Below are 16,192 nucleotides of genomic sequence, written 5' to 3' on the forward strand. Positions count from 1 at the left end.
AGTTACTTCGCAATCAGCAGCGCATCGGCGATATCCAGCATGGCGCGCAGGCGGTCCATGTGCCGCAGATCCTGATGATAGCCTACCCAGATATCGCGTGAAGGCGGCGGCTGCGGGGTAGGAATCCGCTGCAGTCCATCGGTGGCATCGCCCAGCGGCTGGGGTAACACCGCCACGCCCATGCCGCGCCGGCACATCTGCGCCTGCACCGCCCGGCTGGTGCTGGTAAAAGCCCGCCGTGACTGTGGAAATTGATCGAGCAGCCAGACGACGTCCGGAAAATGCGCTTGCGCGGTATTCATCAGGATCAGCCCCACTGAGGCGGGGTCGTGTTGCAATGCGCGGGCATTTTCAGGCGTGCCGTATAACGCATAGGGCATGCTCATCAGGCGCCGCTGGACAATATCCGGCTCGGTAAAAGGCACAATGCGAAAAGCCACGTCGGCGTCGCGCCGCGACAGATTGAGCAAACGGTAGCTGGCGATGATTTCCGGCACGATAGCGGGATGGCGCTGTGTCAGCTCGCTCAGTACCGGCGCCAGCACGGCGGTGGCAAACCACTCGGCACAGGAGATGCGTAAAATACCTTCCAGCCGCGGGTGATTGCCCGCAAGCCGTCTCTCCATCGCCAGCGCAGCATTTTCCATACTTTCCGCCAGGCCCAGCACGGCGTCACCGGCATCGGTTAACACCAGGCCATCCGGCGTGCGGCGAAACAGCGCCTGATGGGCCTGCGCTTCCAGCACCTTAATACGACGACCCACGGTCGGATGGCTGACGCCGAGCCGGCGCGCGGCCTCGCCATAGGATCCGCTGCGCATCACCGCCAGAAAGATCCGTACATCGCTCCATTCCATTGCGCTCGCCCCCGTTCAAAAATGAACGTCGAATATACAAAAATGGCAGTTCTCAAACAACTTTGCAGATATCACCATAACGGCATCATCCAGACTGAACTGATTGAGGATTGCAGAACATGAAGAAGCTTCAGGACAAAGTCGCCCTCGTGACCGGCGCATCTAAAGGCATTGGTGCGGCGATTGCCCGCCAGCTGGCCGCCGACGGCGCAAAGATCGTCGTCAACTATGCCGCGGATAAAAACGGGGCGGATAAGGTGGTCGCCGCTATTGAGGCCGCCGGTGGCACGGCGGTGGCGCTGGCAGCGGATGTCACCGATCAGCCGCAGGTTGAGGCACTCATTCAATCTACCCTCGCGCAGTTTGGCCGGCTGGACATCGTGGTGAACAATGCCGGTGTGTATCAGTTTGCGAAGATCGAAGAGAGCAGCGAAGCGCTGTATCGCAAGCAATTTGACATCAATGTGCTCGGGCCGCTGCTGGTGACGGGCGCAGCCGTGCCACATCTGGGCAAGGGCAGCAGCATTATCAATATCAGCTCATTTGTGACGCGGGTATTTCTGACGGAGAGCGCTATCTACAGCGGCAGCAAAGGCGCGATTGATGCCATTACCGGCGTGCTGGCGCGCGAACTCGGTCCGCGCGGCATCCGCGTCAACGCGGTCAATCCGGGGTTAATCGAAACCGAAGGCACGCACAGCACCGGCGCGATGGGATCGGAGTTTCAGCGCTGGAACGAAAGCCAGACGCCGCTTGGCCGTATTGGCCAGGTGCAGGATATTGCGCCGATTGTGGCTTATCTCGCTTCCGACGATGCCAGATGGGTGACGGGCGAGGTAATGATGGCGTCAGGCGGCATGCGTTAACGGGAGAAAAGGATGCATCAGATGATGGTGGTGTGCGTCGGCGATGAAACCCATCGCTTTGACCGCGACTATTATACCCACACGCACCTGCCGCTGGCGCTGGCGTGCTGGCAGGATTATGGGCTCATTTCGGCGGAAGCGTTCTATCCCGCTTCAGACCGCAGCGGCTGGCTCTCCATCGGTGTTTACACATTTGCCTGTCAGCAGGATGTCAACCGGGCGCTGGAGTCCGAACAAACCAAAAGGGTGATGGCAGATGTAGTGCATTTTACCGACGCCACCACGGTGATTCGCAGCCATTTTATTCCCTTCTGAACGGCAGCGACGCCGCTGCGCGGTTATGCCCTCCATTCACCGGTTTGATAGCCTGCTTGATGAACGCATTGTGCGTTAAGCAGGCATCCCGGCAGCAAAAACGGGACGCGCTGGTGCCAAATCAGGACAAACCAATCCCTGAATCTGGTACGTGGCGCTGCCTTTTGCTATTTCATGTGTGAGCTATCACCGCAGCAGCACACAGGACGCAAACATGAATTTTTACAGCAGCAGAGAATTTACGGGTTTCAAAGCCTGGGAATCTCAGCATATTGCCAGCTTTGATAACACCAGCGTTAAACTGCACTGGACCGATCAACCCTATAAATGGCATATCAATGACGGACAAGAGGTGTTTGCCGTTATGGATGGTTGCGTTGACATGTTCTACAAAGAAAACGGTGAAGTGAGAACCCAACGATTAACCGCCGGTGATATTTTTTATGCCAGCGAAGGCACTGAACACGTCGCACATCCACAGGGCGTAGCCCGGGTGCTGGTGATTGAACAAGCGGGATCGGTTTGATGCGACGCCTCAACCCCAGTTATTTCACGCTCGACGAAGCCTGATCGGCGCGATTACCGGCTATGACGCGCCGGCGATGACAGTCGGCGGGATCGAGTCGTTCTCCCCGGGCAGAATACACGGCCAGTTCAGGTAACGGTTCACCGTTAGCGTTATCCAGCAAAACCGAGTGTGTCTCGCCTTTTTCAAACAGATAACGCTCTCCCCACTGGCGCATCGCCACGACGATTGGGAAGACGTCTCGTCCCCGTTCGGTCAGCAAATATTCCTTGTAGGCGCTGCCATCTGACGCCGGACAACTCTCAAGCACGCCGACTTCGACCAGCAGTTTCAGCCGTGACGCCAGGATATTTTTTGCCAGCCCAAGGTTTTTCTGGAAATCACTGAAGCGGCGCACATCATCAAACGCTTCACGGATGATCATCAGACACCAGCGTTCGCCAATCACCTCCACGGTCCGGGCGACCGGGCATTCGCTGGTTCTGAGCGCTTCCTGTTTGGCCATCTTCTCTCTCACTCTGCTGATTTACTGACGGCAGCTTAGCCTTCAGCAAAACAAGTTGCAAAAAAAAACCACCGCTGCTACTTATAGAATAAATCGGTTTCAAAAAAAAACCACATAGGAATGCAACATGACTTGCACCAGTGACACCCCTGCAACCTCTGAGGTGCCTCTTTCGCCGGCGACGTCCTCAGTGCTGTCGCCTCACATCATTTTTCTGTTCTCACTGACCTGCGCGCTGGCTGTCGGCAATGTCTATTCTGCCCAGCCATTGCTGGAATCCATCTCCGCAACGCTGCAGGTTTCGCCCGGCACCATCGGCCTGGCTATCACGGCAACACAGGCGGGTTATGCCATGGGATTGTTCTTACTGGTGCCGCTCGGCGATCGCTTTGATCGCAAAAAGCTGGTGGTCACGCACCTGCTGTTTTCGGTGCTGGCACTGATCGCGGCGGCGTTAGCAGAGAGTTTTCTGGCGCTGCTGGTGGCGATGCTGCTGGTGGGGCTGATGGCGGTGGTGACGCAAACCGTGGTGGCGTGGGCCGCTATCCTGTCGGCACCGGCTCAGCGTGGCAAGGTGGTAGGCAGCGTCACCAGTGGCATCGTCATGGGCATACTGCTGGCGCGGCTGGTCTCTGGCATCATCGCCGATATCGCCGGCTGGCGGGCGGTGTATATGACCTCAGCCGCGCTGATGCTGCTGATTACCGTGCTGCTGATGAAAGTGATACCTGCTGCCGGTCCGCAGAACACAGCCACTTCCGTGGCCGGGCTGCTGGGGTCTGTCCCGCGTCTTTTCGTCACCGAGCCCTTGTTGCGTCAGCGCGGCGCGCTGGCTCTGCTGATTTTTGCCGCGTTCAGCATGTTGTGGAGTTCCATGGTTTTGCCGCTCACGGCCATGTCGCTTTCCCATACGCAAACAGGGCTGTTTAGTCTGGCCGGGATAGCCGGAGCGCTGGCGGCTTCCAGAAGTGGCACCTGGGCTGACAGGGGAATCGGCCAGCGCGCCAGCGGATGCGCACTGGTTTTATTAACGCTCTCGTGGCTCCCGATCGCCTTCGCGCAGACCTCTTTATTGTTGCTGGTTATCGGCGTGATCATGCTGGATTTCGCCGTACAGACGGTGCATGTCATCAACCAGAGCATGCTGATTGCTGGCAAACCCGCTATCACCAGCCGGCTTATCGGTGCCTATATGTGTTTTTATGCGACAGGCAGCGCGCTGGGCGCTATTACTGCCACTCAACTCTATGCGCACTGGGGATGGTATGCCGTGTGCGGCGGCGGGGCACTGGTCAGTGCCTGCGCACTTATTCTCTGGTATGGAACACGTCAATCATGAAATTATCACACCTGCTGCTGGCCATCGGTATTACCGCCATCTGGGGCATTAATTTTTCGGTGATTAAATTAGGGCTGCACGCCATCGATCCGTTTATTCTGGCAGGGCTGCGCTTTACGCTGTGTGCCATCCCGGCGCTCTTCTTTATTAAAAAACCTGACGTCCCGTGGCGCTACCTGATTGGCTACGGACTGGTGTTCGGCATTGGCTTGTGGGGCCTGGTCAATCTGGGAATAAAAACCGGGCTGTCGGCGGGGATCGCCTCGCTGGTGCTGCAGTTCAGTGCCTTTTTCACTCTGCTGCTCGGCAGTTATGTGTTTAAAGAACAGCTCAGCCGCTATCAGATCGTCGGCTTTGTGCTGGCGTGCAGTGGATTGATGAGCATTGTGTTTATTACCGACGGCTCGGTGACGTTTGCCGGGTTGCTGCTGGTGCTGGCAGGCGCCATAGCCTGGAGTATTGCCAATATCATCATGAAAAAAGCCGGCACGAAGCAGGTATTCGCGTTTCTGGTCTGGTCGAGCGCCTTTTCGCCGCTTCCGCTTTTTCTGCTGGACGGATTAATTAATGGCAGTGCGGGCTACAGCGCATTAATCAGCCATATGGATACCCGTGCGATATTGTCCATTCTGTTTCAGGTCTACCCCAATACGTTATTAGGCTACTGGATCTGGAATTCATTGCTTAAGCAGTATCCTGTCACCACCGTCGCGCCATTATCGCTGCTGGTGCCGGTATTCGGCATTCTCGGTTCGATGATGATATTTGGTGAAGTTATTTCTCCGATGAAAATCCTGGCGCTGGTACTGATTATTACCGGGCTGGCGGTTGGGTTGTATGGACAACGCATCAAACGTTATTTCATTCCGCAGTCGGATTCGCTGTGATCGGCAGCCCGCTGACGAGCCGTGATCCGACAAGAGCAGGCATCCCGCCCGCTCTCTCTGTCAGTGAAAATCCGCTTACTGCACCACGAAACGCGCGACTGAGCCTTCCAGTGTCGACGCCTGATCGCGCAGTGCGCTGGCGGCGGCCGATGATTCCTGCACCAGCGCGGCGTTCTGCTGCGTCACGCTGTCCATCTGAACGATAGCGACGCCAACCTGCGAAATGCCGCGATTCTGCTCATCGGATGCCTGCGCGATTTCGGCGAGGATGCTGGTTACGTTGCCAACGGAATGCACAATTTCATCCATGGTTTTACCGGCCTGACCCACCAGCTGTGAACCACTGCTGATACGCGCCACCGATTCGCCAATCAGGGTTTCGATCTCTTTGGCCGCCTGAGCGCTGCGCTGCGCCAGACTGCGCACCTCGCTGGCGACCACGGCAAAGCCGCGTCCCTGCTCACCGGCGCGCGCTGCTTCTACTGCTGCGTTTAACGCCAGGATATTGGTCTGGAAAGCAATGCTGTTAATGACGGTGGTGATTTCGGCGATTTTGCCGGAGCTGGCGCTGATCTGGTCCATGGTTTCAACCACGCCTTTGACCAGCGAGCCGCCCTGATTGGCCTTCTCCGAAGTGGCACGCGCCAGTTCGCTGGAGTGATGAATGTTTTCCACGTTCTGCTTCACGGTAGCGGTCAACTGCTCCATGCTGGCTGCCGTCTGCTCCAGCGCGGCCGCCTGCTCCTCGGTGCGGGCGGAAAGATCGTTATTGCCTGCAGCAATTTCTGCGGAAGCGTGGCTGACCTGCATCACGCCGCTGCGAATGTTACCAATGATGCCGCGCAGATCGTTGCTCATCTCACCGACCGCCTGCATCAGCTCGCCCAGTTCGTCCTTACGCGAAGTGTGCAGCTGTACGCTCAAGTCTCCCTGCGCAATCTGCCGCGCGACGTTCAGTGTTACCGCTAAAGGACGGGTAATCTGCCGGGTGATAAACACCGCAATCAGAATGCTGATTACCACAGCCGCCGCCAGGATCAGCGACATCCACAGGATTGCCCGGGCGATATCCTGGTGCGTGGCGGCCAGCTGCTGGGTAAATAATTGATTACTGGTATTAGTCAGATGCAGGCCCGCGATGGCAAGCTGGCGGGTCGCTTCCACTTCTTCTTCCGCGGAGGCGTTGTAGTCCTGCACGCTGTCGCGTCTGGCCGCCAGCGTTACGGCAATTTTATCCAGCGCGTTGCTGTCATCAGCACTCAGGCGTGGTCGTGCCTGGTCAATGAGTTGAATCGTTTCAGCTATAAAGCCTGACAAAGCCAGACGATTTTCATCGCTGTTGTCCAGCGCCATCAGCTTTACGCGAATACTAATACCGTTCAGATATTTAGCGATTTCAGTGAGCGCGGTTGCCGTATCCTGCTGTGTGCTGACGTAGTTTCTGGCCAGCGCGGCAACCGCCGTGGTTTCGTCACTGAAGCGCAGCGCCTGTAGAATGCTCTGGCGCTTATGCACTTCGTTCACCGTTTCTGCACGATGCTGACGATAAAGGTTCATCGCAGCCGGCAGAGAGGCAATCAGCGCGGTCTGCGCGCTATCCCATCGCCAGGTTTTCAGCTGGTTGATACTGCCCTCAATCGCCTGCAGTCGCGATTCGTTGTCGGCAATGAATTTTTCATCGTGGGTTTTTACGTATTGCAGGCGGGCATCTTTAGCCTGCGCGAACTGATCGTTGATGCCTTTCAACTGGCTGAGTTTTTCCGCACGTTCCGCGATGTCGTGCAGATTTTTGATGCCACAGGAAGCTACAGCAATGCTGAGGATAAGCAGCACACCAAACCCGAGCATGAGTTTTCTGCTGACTCTGATATCTTCCAAAAAAACACGTATTTTTTTCATTAAGGTGAATCTCCCTGGTTGTTGTTGTCCACGCTTTTGCCTGATGGCAATGGCGTTATCGGCAGGGAGACGGTTAATTTCAATTAAAATAATTAAAAAACATATAATCACCTAAATTTATTAGATGAGCTATGCTTGGGGAAGGGCTGCAACGGTAGGGCAGGCGTGGAGCTCGGGTTTTCTGTTTTAGATTGGTACTGATTTTGGCGGATAGCGGTGCGGGGGAAAGTATTGACGCAACCTGCCGGTTTGTCAAAGCGCCGGGATTTCAGGCGAAGGGCCCGATAGCCCTCAGGCCAGGCGTTGCGCCTGAGGACATTCCGCTACGCCTGAAATCCTCAGGACTCCGCTGGCTGATTCGTCAGCCACTGAGCGGCGCTGGTGGTGGCAATGTGTTCGCGGTAATTAAACGTTTCCTGTTTAGGCCATGCCACACCGTCCGGACGGGCAAAGGCCAGCCGATAGGCCGCGCCAGTGTCATGGGGATGACGCTCTGCATCTTCCCTTAGCCTTTCCCGGCTAAGTAATACTCGCCTGGCTGCGCTTTTCCAGTGAGATTGCATCAGGTCAGCCAGCTCTGCATAAGTCAGCGTATCGCCAGCGATATAAACAATGGCGTTCTGAAAAGCGGGCTGATGAAAGAAGATATCGGCTGTCAGCTGCCCGATATCGTCTGGCGTGGTGAGTGTCAGGGCATAGTTCCAGTCGCCGAGGGCATAAACCGTTTTATTCCCGGCATCGATCACGCCAAAATCGGGTTCAAACAGATAGCTGGTAAAAATACCGGTCGAAACAATTACCCAGTCAGTGTTACTTTGGGCGCGCAGCAGATGGCGCACTTCAAGCTGCTCATCCCATACCGGTTGCCCACTCTCTTTGCCGATAACGTCATAATCCACGCCAAACTGCCAGGGAAAATAGCGGGCGACACCCGCCTTCAGCACGGCCTGAGTGATTCTGAGCTGCGTTCCCGGCCCGCCGACAAAACCACTGCAATTAATGATGGCATCATAAGTGCGAAATAATGCTGAGAGTTCGCTCAGGCTATTTTTCTGCAGGTCGCCTTCCACCACAGTGATATTTAGCTTTTGCAGCGCATCCAGCCGGGTTTTAAGTGGGCCGGACGTGACATGTGCAGCCTCGCTTCTGAGTAATACACTTATTTTAATCAGAGGATGCTGCTGCGCTTTTTTAGCCATGGCGTTTAACACCGCCATGCCTAATTCTCCTGCGCCGAGGATAAGAATATTTTCGACATGTTGATCAACGGGTAGCATGCTTGTCTCCTTAGGTTATATCCGTCATCCTGACAGCGGACAAACCCTGATTCAATCAGGTACACCCGTGATACCGGAGGAGAGATGGAACCCAATCGCGAAGCCCTGCTGCAGTTTTCCAGACAATTTTGTGAGGCGTTGAGTCACGATGATGAAACATTGAAGCGTGAAATTCTTTCACACGCCGGCAATCGCTGGTCGCTGGGTATATTGCATATTCTGGTCACCCATGGACCGTTGCGCCATGCAGAAATGGGTCGTTTACTGCATGGTGTCACACAACGAATGCTGACGCGCACACTGCGAACGCTTGAGCGTGACGGCCTTATATCCCGTTGTGATTATCAGGAAAAAGTACCGCGTGTCGTCTATACGGCCACGGACGCGGGCGAAGAAATGATGATGAAAATGATGCCGCTCTGGGCGTGGATTATTTCGTCGGCCGACTATTTTAAGCAAAGCAGAATTACGTTTGATACTCCTGATCAGTAATGGCATTAAATTGCGTGATGACGACCTTGCTGAGGATGCGTGATTATTTCCCTGCTGCCAATAGTGCAAAATTTTTTGCACTATTAATCCTGTCCCGGTTTTGACAGGTTGTCTCTTGAGAATTCACGCATTGAGAGCAGCACGGGCATCAGATTATGACCTGCATGCGTGAGTGCGTATTCAACACGTGGGGGCTGTTCACCAAAATCAGTGCGGGTTATCAGCCCATCACTTTCAAGCTTGCGCAGATGTTGAGTCAGGACTTTATGCGATATCTCCGGCATACTCTTCATGAATTGCGAGTGACGCATCACAGGCTCCGCAAATAATCTGAATAAAATCTGTAGTGTCCATCTGCCGGAAATAATAGTTAAACATTGCGTGACATAAGCGACCGAACCTTCTGGTCCGAGACAACGTGTTTTCTCATCATCGCCTACAGGCACTTTCAGGTGCGTAATTGATTCATTCATCAGTTTATTTTCCAATAGATTTTTCACGTATTCTGGAGAACAGTAATGGATCTGAAACTCGACGGCAAAATTGCTCTGATAACGGGTAGCACCAAAGGTATTGGAGAAGCGGTAGCCAGAGGGCTTGCCGCTGAAGGCACCCGCGTTATTATACATGGCCGGGATGCGGCTAAAGCTGAAAATATCGCCAGCGATATCATAAAGCAAGGTGGACAAGCGTACGCAGTAACGGGAGATTTAACCCGTGAGGCAGATATTCAACTGCTTTATCAGCAAGTCTGTTCGCTTGTACAATCCGTTGATATTGTTGTTAATAATGCGGGTGGCTCCGGCCCCACAGAGGACTGGACGTCTTCTTTGCCAGAAACCTGGGCGGCTGGGTATGATAAAAATGTCCTTTCAGCCTTACGTGTCATTAATCTTTTTCTTCCTGGGATGCGTGAACAAAAATGGGGCAGAATCATTAATATTTCGAGCCTGGCAGCGTTGATGCCTCCCGCCAGGCGTCCGGATTATGCTGCTGCTAAAGCAGGGATTATTGCCATGACCTCATCGCTGGCAAAAGCGGTCGCACACGATGGCGTAACCGTAAATACTCTCTCACCGGGTACTATTCATAGTGCAAGCCTGGAAAAAGCGTTTCGTCAAACGGCCAAAGATGCAGGGCTTTCAGCTGACGCGCCCTGGGAAGATATTGAACAGGCCGTATTGCCCCTGTATGCCAATGTGCCCATGGCGCGCGTTGGTACGCTCAAAGAAATAGCGGACGCCATCACCTTTCTGGCCAGCCCGTTGTCGGGTTACATAACGGGTTCTAATTTAAGGCTTGATGGCGGTATGTGGCCCGGACTTTAAAGCCAGCCGCACAATATCCTGAATAAAATCTCTGTTTCAGCTACTACTTCATTCGATGACATCATCACAGCCGATTTAATTATCAGAACTGGGCGGGCTGCTGTTGCAGCCCTGCTTATACCCTAACGTCATCCTCTTCATGATGCGCGCAGTCCCGGTCGGTATGCCCAATCCTGATTATTGACAGTCCACGCCTGGTCATGCATATTGTTATGTTATAACGTAACAATGAAAGTACCATGATGAAAAACTCGCTCTCCCTGATTATTGCGGCGCTGCTGTCGCTTCCTGTATTCAATGCTAATGCCAGTAACTATCCGCTCACCGTTGATAACTGCGGTGTCCAGGAAACCTTCGCTCATCCGCCTGCGCGCGTCGTCACCGTTGGCCAGCATGAAACGGAACTGCTGCTGGCGCTCGGTCTGGCAGATAAAATTGCCGCAACCTCGGTGTGGTTTGGCGCGCTGCCCGCCGATTTGCAAGGGCAGGGCAGCCAGCTTAAACGGCTGGCCGATAACGCCCCAGGCTTTGAAGCGGTGGTGGCGCAGCGCCCGGAGCTGGTGCTGGCGCAGTACAGCTGGCACGTCGGGCCGCAGGGTGAAGTCGCCACGCGTGAACAGTTTGAACAGCTCGGCATCCGAACCTGGATTTCGCCTGCCGACTGCATCGGCAAAGCCGTCACCACCACGTCCAATAGCGACGGTGCACGCACCACACCGTATGGGATCGAGGTGATCTTTGCGGAAATCAGCGCGCTGGCGCGCATTTTTGATGTGCCGGCGCGTGGCGAAGCGCTCAAACAGCAACTGGCCGCTCGTATAGCACAGGTTCAGCAACAGCTGCACAAATCGCCGTCAGCGCCTCTGAAGGTGGTTTACTGGTTTTCCAGCCCGCGCCTGAAAGGCGATCCCTGGGTCGCCGGCAATAAAGGGGCGCCGGGCTGGATCAGCCAGACGCTCGGTCTGACTAACATTATCGATTCAGACGAAGAGTGGCCGGCGGTCACGTGGGAGCACATTGTCTCCGCGCAGCCGGACATCATCGTTATTGCCAGCATGGCGCGGCGGCTCTATCCCGCCGATGACGTCGCGGTTAAAAAACACTTTCTGCAAAGCGATCCGGTGACGCGTGAAATGCCAGCGGTGAAAAACGGCCACATCGTGGTGGTACCGGCCATGTCACTGAATCCCTCGTTGCGCAACGTAGAGGCCGTGGAGCTGATCGGTCAGCAGATCGCTGCTTTCGCACCTGCCCGATGAGCGCTCACGCTGTCTGTTACTGGCGCACCGGCCTGCTGATTGCTGCGGGCGCGCTCAGCCTGCCGGTGATGATGACGCTGGCCGCGGCAACCGGCGATGTCGCGATCAGCTTTACCCTGACCGCGCAGGCCATCACCAATGGTCTTGGCATCACCCATTACGACCTGCCGGCGCTGGAAGCCGGCATCGTCTGGCAATACCGCATGAGCCGCGCGCTGATGGCGGCGAGCAGCGGCGGCGGCCTGGCACTGTGTGGGATGGTGTTGCAGTCGTTGCTGCGCAATTCGCTGGCCGACCCTTATCTGCTGGGGATTTCCGCCGGTGCATCAACCGGCGCGGTGTGCGTGATGCTGCTTGGCATCGGCGGCGAGGCCATCACCACCGGTGCCGGCGCGTTTGGCGGTGCCTGTCTTGCATTTATGCTGATTGTTCTGCTCTCCGGCGGCATGCGGGAAAACACCGCGCGCATCATTCTGGCCGGTATTGCCGGGACGCAATTATTTAATGCGCTGACCGCTTACATTGTCAGCACGGCGGCCAATGCTGAGCAGTCGCGCGGCGTGATGTTCTGGCTGCTCGGCAGCCTGAGCGGCGTGCGCTGGGCAGATGCATTACTGTGTTTTGCCGTAACCCTCGCCGGTCTGCTGACTGTGCTCTACCATGCGCGCGCGCTGGATACCTTCTCGTTTGGCGCGGAAGTTTCCGCGACGCTGGGCACGCAGGTTTCAGCGGTGCGCATCGTATTACTGCTGACCACTGCGTTAGTGACGGCGGTAATCGTCAGCGCGATTGGCGCGGTCGGTTTTGTCGGGCTGGTGATCCCGCATATCACCCGCATGATTGCCGGGCCGCGTCATCTGGTGACGATCCCGCTCGCATTCCTGGGCGGCTGCCATTTCATGGTGATTGCCGACCTGGTATCGCGCACGTTAATCACCCATCAGGTGCTGCCGATAGGCGTAGTGACGGCGCTAGTCGGCGCTCCGGTGTTCGCCCTGATTCTGTATCGCAACCGGGAGAAATCATGAAGTATGTCGCGGTGGATAACCTGAGCGTGACGCTACAGGCGCGCAGCGTGTTATCTGACATCAGTTTTGCGGCGCAGCGGGGACAAACGGTCGGGTTGCTCGGCCCTAATGGCTCGGGCAAATCGACGCTCATCCGTGCGCTGGCGGGCGTTCAGCCTTGTGCTTATAACGGGCTGGAGATGGGCGGCACGCGGCTGAACCAACTCAGCCGGCGGCAGCGTGCCCGTACGCTGGCCTTCGTGCCGCAGCATGCCGAAATGGAAGCTGAGATGTGCGTTAGCGACATCGTGCGTCTGGGGCGGGCGCCGCATCGCAACGCGTTCAGCCCGTGGCGGACGGCAGATGAAACGGCAGTGCAGCACGCGCTGTCGCTGATGAAACTGGATGCGCTGGCCGGGCGGTCGTGGCAGCGGCTGTCCGGTGGCGAACGCCAGCGCTGCCAGATCGCACGTGCGCTCGCGCAGCAGCCGGATATCCTGTTGCTGGATGAGCCGATTAACCATCTGGATATTCAGTTTCAGCTCGAGCTGATGCGGCTGATTGCCGCACTGCCGGTCACGGTGATTGTGGCCCTGCACGACCTGAATCTGGCGGCAAAATTTTGCCAGCATCTGGTGGTGCTGCAGCACGGGCAAGTGGTGGCGAGCGGTGAGCCCGCCGCCGTGCTGACGCCTGCTCTGATTCAGCGGACGTGGCAGGTCGAGGCCATCGTCAACCGCAGCGAGCGCGGCATCATGAATATTCAGTACGCCTGAACCGGGCTGATCTTAACGTTCGTCGAACGGCACGCCGCCTTTGGATTTATGATGCTTCGGCGTTTCGATAATCGACACGGTGACCACATCAGCATCAATCTCAAACGAATCCACCACCGCCTGGGTGATGGCTTTAAGTAACTTTTTCTTCTGCTCAACGCTACGGCCTTCCGCAGCATAAACGACAATCTCTGGCATAACGGCGTTTCCTCACGGGTTAGAGTTCTTCTCAAGCATACCTCAGCCAGGCTGCCGCGCGCAGCGTTAACCTGTCGCGACGGTTAAAAGGCAACAAGCGCCTGACGAATTCCCTGCAATCACCGTGTGTTAAAGTGTGAATTGTTATGTTATAACGTAATTTATTCGATGATAGTGTAACGGTTTATTCGGAAAATTTAATGAAATCAATGCAAAATTTGCTGATCGCTGCGGCGCTCGGCCTGGCTTCCTGCGCCGTTGTGGCGGCGAGCACACCCGAAAAACCGGTGCGGATTGCCGCACCGTTTGAAATTAAAGGCAGCGATCCGGCGCTCTCCGGCGACATTCTGTTGCGCATGGATGTGGTTGAAACGCTGGTAGAAGTGAACGAACGCGGTGAGCCGGTGGCGGCGCTGGCGCAGCGCTGGCAGGTCTCTGACGATGGGCTGCGCTGGCAGTTCCAGCTGCGCGACGGCGTGCATTTTCACGATGGCTCGCTGCTGGATGCGGTTGCCGTGGTGAAATCACTCAACACCGCACGCGGCAAAGCGGGCTTACTGGACAAAACGCCAATCGCCGACATCAGCGGGGCAGGGCAGCTTGTCACCATCACGCTGCGTGAACCCTTCACGCCGCTGCTGTCAGTCCTGGCGGAAAGCCGCTCGCAAATCCTCGCACTGGCCAGCTGGGATGCGCAGGGCAACATCACGCGCATTATTGGCAGCGGGCCGTTTACGCTCACTTCCTTCCAGCCGCCGCAGTCGCTGACGGTGGCGCGCTTCGCGGATTACTGGGGCGAGAAACCGGCGATTGCCGCCGCCAGCTATCTGGCGACCGGCCGCGCGGAAACCCGTGCGCTACTGGCAGAAAGCGGTGATGCAGATTACGTGTTTAACCTTGATGCCGCCAGCCGGCAGCGCCTGGCACGCAAAGCGTCGCTGCACATCCCGGCGATTCCGGTGCCGCGCACGTTGATGCTGAAGCTTAATCTGGCCGATCCGCTGCTGGCGGAACTGCCGGTACGTGAGGCGATTAGCATGGCGATCGATCGTAACGCGCTGGCGCAGGCGGTGCTGCGTTATCCGGGCGCAGCCAGCCAGCTGTTTCCCCCTAACATGGCAGAGTGGCACAACCCGGCACTCACGCCGCTGCACTATCAGCCGCAGCAGGCTGCTCAGTTATTACAGTCGGCCGGCTGGCAACGCGGCGCGGATGGCGTACTGACGCGCAACGGCCAGCGCTTTAGCCTGACGCTGCTGACCTATCCCGATCGCCCTGAGCTGCCGCTGATGGCGATGGTGATTCAGCAGCAGCTGCGTCAGGTTGGCATAGACGTGCGAATCAATGCGACCAATGCCAGCGAGATCCCGGCGCAGCACCACAATAACCGTCTGCAGCTGGCGCTGTTTGCGCGCAACTTTGCCCTGACGCCCGATCCGACCGGAACGCTGCTGCAGGATTATGGCACCCACGGCGGTGACTGGGGGGCGATGAACTGGCATGCGGCAGGCTTCGACGCGGCGCTCCACACGCTGACGCAATCCACCGATGGCGCAGCCCGCGCCGGGGCGCGCAGCGTCATCACCCGTGCGCTGCAACAGGATCTGCCGGTGATTCCGCTGGCCTGGTATCAGCAGTCTGCGGCGGTTAATAGCCAGCTGCAGGGCGTCAAACTCGATCCGTTTGAACGCCACTTCGGCCTGCGCCAGATGCACTGGGGGAGCCATGATTAAACAACTCAGCTGGCGCATGGCGCAGGCGCTGTTCGTGGTGCTGGCGGTAGGATTACTGACCTGGCTGCTGGTGCAGGCGCTGCCGGGCGACATGGCGTGGCGCATCGCCTCGGGGCGCTATGGTTACGATCGCGTCGATGCCGAAGCGGTGGCGCGGGTACAGCAGGAGCTGGATGGAGCGCTTAGCGGCGGCAGTGCGCTGCTGCACTGGCTCTTCGATCTGCTGCAGTTTAACTTTGGCCGCTCGCTGGTTTCCGGTGAGCCGGTGATGGATGAGCTGCGCTGGCAGCTGGGCCAGACGCTGGCGCTGGCGGGCGTTTCGCTGCTGCTGGCGTTGCTGCTGACGCTGCCGCTCGGCATCTGGGCCTGTTGCCACGCCAACGGCCGGCTTGACCGTGCGCTGTTCTGGCTGACCGCCTTGCTAAAATCGGTGCCGCATTTTGCACTCGGCATGTTGCTGATCCTGCTGTTCGCGCTGCAACTCGACTGGCTGCCGAGCGCCGGTCACGGCGAGCTGCGCCATTTCCTGTTGCCGGCACTGACGCTGGCACTGTCGCTGACGGCCGTCGGCGTGCGCGTGGTGCGCGAAGCCACCTGGCAGGTGGTGTCGTCCGGTTACTATCGCTGGGGAGCGCAAAAAGGACTGGCACCCGCGCGCCTGCTGCTGCGTCACGGCCTGCGTAATCTGAGCGCGCCGGTGCTGACGTGGTTTGGCATGCAGTTTGTCTGGCTGGTGGAAGGCGTGGTGGTGGTGGAAACCCTGTTTGCATGGCCGGGAATCGGTCACGCTCTGGTGCACGCCATTTTTGCGCGTGACGTACCGGTGATTCAGGCCAGCGCCATGACGCTCGGCCTGCTGTTTGTCCTGCTGAACATGCTGGTGGATGCCGGTTGTCATCTGCTCGATCCCCGGGGGGCGCGCGCATGA

18 protein-coding genes are annotated in these 16,192 nt (G+C 57.1%); 12 read left to right on the top strand and 6 right to left on the bottom strand.

Going from position 1 to position 16,192, the window contains the following annotated elements; all coding sequences use genetic code 11:
• Nucleotides 1–2: 2 nt before the first annotated feature.
• Nucleotides 3–857: a LysR family transcriptional regulator gene (locus tag OXR61_RS09850; RefSeq protein ID WP_021508834.1), complete on the bottom strand. Its 855-nt coding sequence runs from the start codon at nt 855–857 to the stop codon at nt 3–5.
• Nucleotides 858–976: 119 nt separating this feature from the next.
• On the opposite strand from OXR61_RS09850, the gene OXR61_RS09855 reads away from it, so the two are divergent.
• From OXR61_RS09855 to OXR61_RS09865, 3 genes are all read left to right on the top strand, one after another.
• Nucleotides 977–1,723 carry a glucose 1-dehydrogenase gene (locus OXR61_RS09855; RefSeq protein ID WP_021508835.1) on the top strand — a complete coding sequence of 249 codons (747 nt, stop codon included), beginning with the start codon at nt 977–979 and terminating at the stop codon, nt 1,721–1,723.
• 12 nt (nt 1,724–1,735) lie between these two features.
• Entirely contained in the window at nt 1,736–2,038 is a 303-nt protein-coding gene (locus OXR61_RS09860; protein ID WP_021508836.1) for an EthD family reductase, read from the top strand.
• Between the two features lie 214 nt (nt 2,039–2,252).
• On the top strand, nt 2,253–2,564 hold the full coding sequence (locus OXR61_RS09865; RefSeq protein WP_021314018.1) for a cupin: 312 nt from the start codon (nt 2,253–2,255) through the stop codon (nt 2,562–2,564).
• A 19-nt stretch (nt 2,565–2,583) separates the two neighbouring features.
• Here the strand turns inward: OXR61_RS09865 and OXR61_RS09870 are convergent, their stop codons facing one another.
• Complete coding sequence (locus OXR61_RS09870) at nt 2,584–3,069, bottom strand: helix-turn-helix domain-containing protein (protein WP_021508837.1); 486 nt, start codon at nt 3,067–3,069, stop codon at nt 2,584–2,586.
• Nucleotides 3,070–3,196: 127 nt separating this feature from the next.
• Between OXR61_RS09870 and OXR61_RS09875 the strand changes: the two genes are divergently transcribed.
• Both OXR61_RS09875 and OXR61_RS09880 read left to right on the top strand, forming a co-directional pair.
• Nucleotides 3,197–4,408, top strand: coding sequence for an MFS transporter (locus OXR61_RS09875; RefSeq protein ID WP_031279958.1), 1,212 nt, complete (start codon nt 3,197–3,199; stop codon nt 4,406–4,408).
• Nucleotides 4,405–5,295, top strand: a complete 891-nt coding sequence (locus OXR61_RS09880) for an EamA family transporter (RefSeq protein WP_021508839.1) — start codon at nt 4,405–4,407, stop codon at nt 5,293–5,295. The genes OXR61_RS09875 and OXR61_RS09880 overlap by 4 nt, the downstream gene beginning before the upstream one ends.
• A gap of 75 nt (nt 5,296–5,370) precedes the next feature.
• Here the strand turns inward: OXR61_RS09880 and OXR61_RS09885 are convergent, their stop codons facing one another.
• Nucleotides 5,371–7,143 (bottom strand): methyl-accepting chemotaxis protein, encoded by a 1,773-nt coding sequence (locus OXR61_RS09885; protein ID WP_021508840.1) that lies wholly within the window; start codon nt 7,141–7,143, stop codon nt 5,371–5,373.
• Between the two features lie 389 nt (nt 7,144–7,532).
• Nucleotides 7,533–8,471: an aromatic alcohol reductase gene (locus tag OXR61_RS09890; protein ID WP_031279960.1), complete on the bottom strand. Its 939-nt coding sequence runs from the start codon at nt 8,469–8,471 to the stop codon at nt 7,533–7,535.
• Between the two features lie 84 nt (nt 8,472–8,555).
• Between OXR61_RS09890 and OXR61_RS09895 the strand changes: the two genes are divergently transcribed.
• Nucleotides 8,556–8,963, top strand: a complete 408-nt coding sequence (locus OXR61_RS09895; protein ID WP_021508842.1) for a helix-turn-helix domain-containing protein — start codon at nt 8,556–8,558, stop codon at nt 8,961–8,963.
• An 83-nt stretch (nt 8,964–9,046) separates the two neighbouring features.
• Here OXR61_RS09895 and OXR61_RS09900 read toward each other — a convergent pair whose 3' ends face one another.
• Nucleotides 9,047–9,451, bottom strand: coding sequence for a helix-turn-helix domain-containing protein (locus OXR61_RS09900; RefSeq protein WP_230857106.1), 405 nt, complete (start codon nt 9,449–9,451; stop codon nt 9,047–9,049).
• A 30-nt stretch (nt 9,452–9,481) separates the two neighbouring features.
• Between OXR61_RS09900 and OXR61_RS09905 the strand changes: the two genes are divergently transcribed.
• The 4 genes from OXR61_RS09905 to OXR61_RS09920 all read left to right on the top strand — a co-directional run bounded on the left by OXR61_RS09905 (nt 9,482) and on the right by OXR61_RS09920 (nt 13,333).
• Nucleotides 9,482–10,291 carry an SDR family NAD(P)-dependent oxidoreductase gene (locus tag OXR61_RS09905; protein WP_021508844.1) on the top strand — a complete coding sequence of 270 codons (810 nt, stop codon included), beginning with the start codon at nt 9,482–9,484 and terminating at the stop codon, nt 10,289–10,291.
• 242 nt (nt 10,292–10,533) lie between these two features.
• Entirely contained in the window at nt 10,534–11,550 is a 1,017-nt protein-coding gene (locus OXR61_RS09910) for an ABC transporter substrate-binding protein (protein WP_031279962.1), read from the top strand.
• Entirely contained in the window at nt 11,547–12,578 is a 1,032-nt protein-coding gene (locus OXR61_RS09915; protein WP_021508846.1) for an iron chelate uptake ABC transporter family permease subunit, read from the top strand. The genes OXR61_RS09910 and OXR61_RS09915 overlap by 4 nt, the downstream gene beginning before the upstream one ends.
• A complete protein-coding gene (locus OXR61_RS09920; protein ID WP_021508847.1) occupies nt 12,575–13,333 on the top strand; it encodes an ABC transporter ATP-binding protein in 759 nt (252 codons plus the stop codon). Before OXR61_RS09915 ends, OXR61_RS09920 begins: the two co-directional genes overlap by 4 nt.
• 12 nt (nt 13,334–13,345) lie before the next feature.
• Here the strand turns inward: OXR61_RS09920 and OXR61_RS09925 are convergent, their stop codons facing one another.
• Nucleotides 13,346–13,531: a tautomerase family protein gene (locus tag OXR61_RS09925; RefSeq protein WP_021508848.1), complete on the bottom strand. Its 186-nt coding sequence runs from the start codon at nt 13,529–13,531 to the stop codon at nt 13,346–13,348.
• Between the two features lie 200 nt (nt 13,532–13,731).
• Between OXR61_RS09925 and OXR61_RS09930 the strand changes: the two genes are divergently transcribed.
• Together OXR61_RS09930 and OXR61_RS09935 are read left to right on the top strand one after the other, a co-directional pair.
• Complete coding sequence (locus OXR61_RS09930; protein ID WP_031279963.1) at nt 13,732–15,264, top strand: ABC transporter substrate-binding protein; 1,533 nt, start codon at nt 13,732–13,734, stop codon at nt 15,262–15,264.
• Nucleotides 15,257–16,192: an ABC transporter permease gene (locus tag OXR61_RS09935; RefSeq protein ID WP_267411996.1), complete on the top strand. Its 936-nt coding sequence runs from the start codon at nt 15,257–15,259 to the stop codon at nt 16,190–16,192. The genes OXR61_RS09930 and OXR61_RS09935 overlap by 8 nt, the downstream gene beginning before the upstream one ends.

It is taken from the genome of Pantoea sp. GM_Pan_4, assembly GCF_026541005.1.
Classification (GTDB): domain Bacteria; phylum Pseudomonadota; class Gammaproteobacteria; order Enterobacterales; family Enterobacteriaceae; genus Pantoea; species Pantoea dispersa.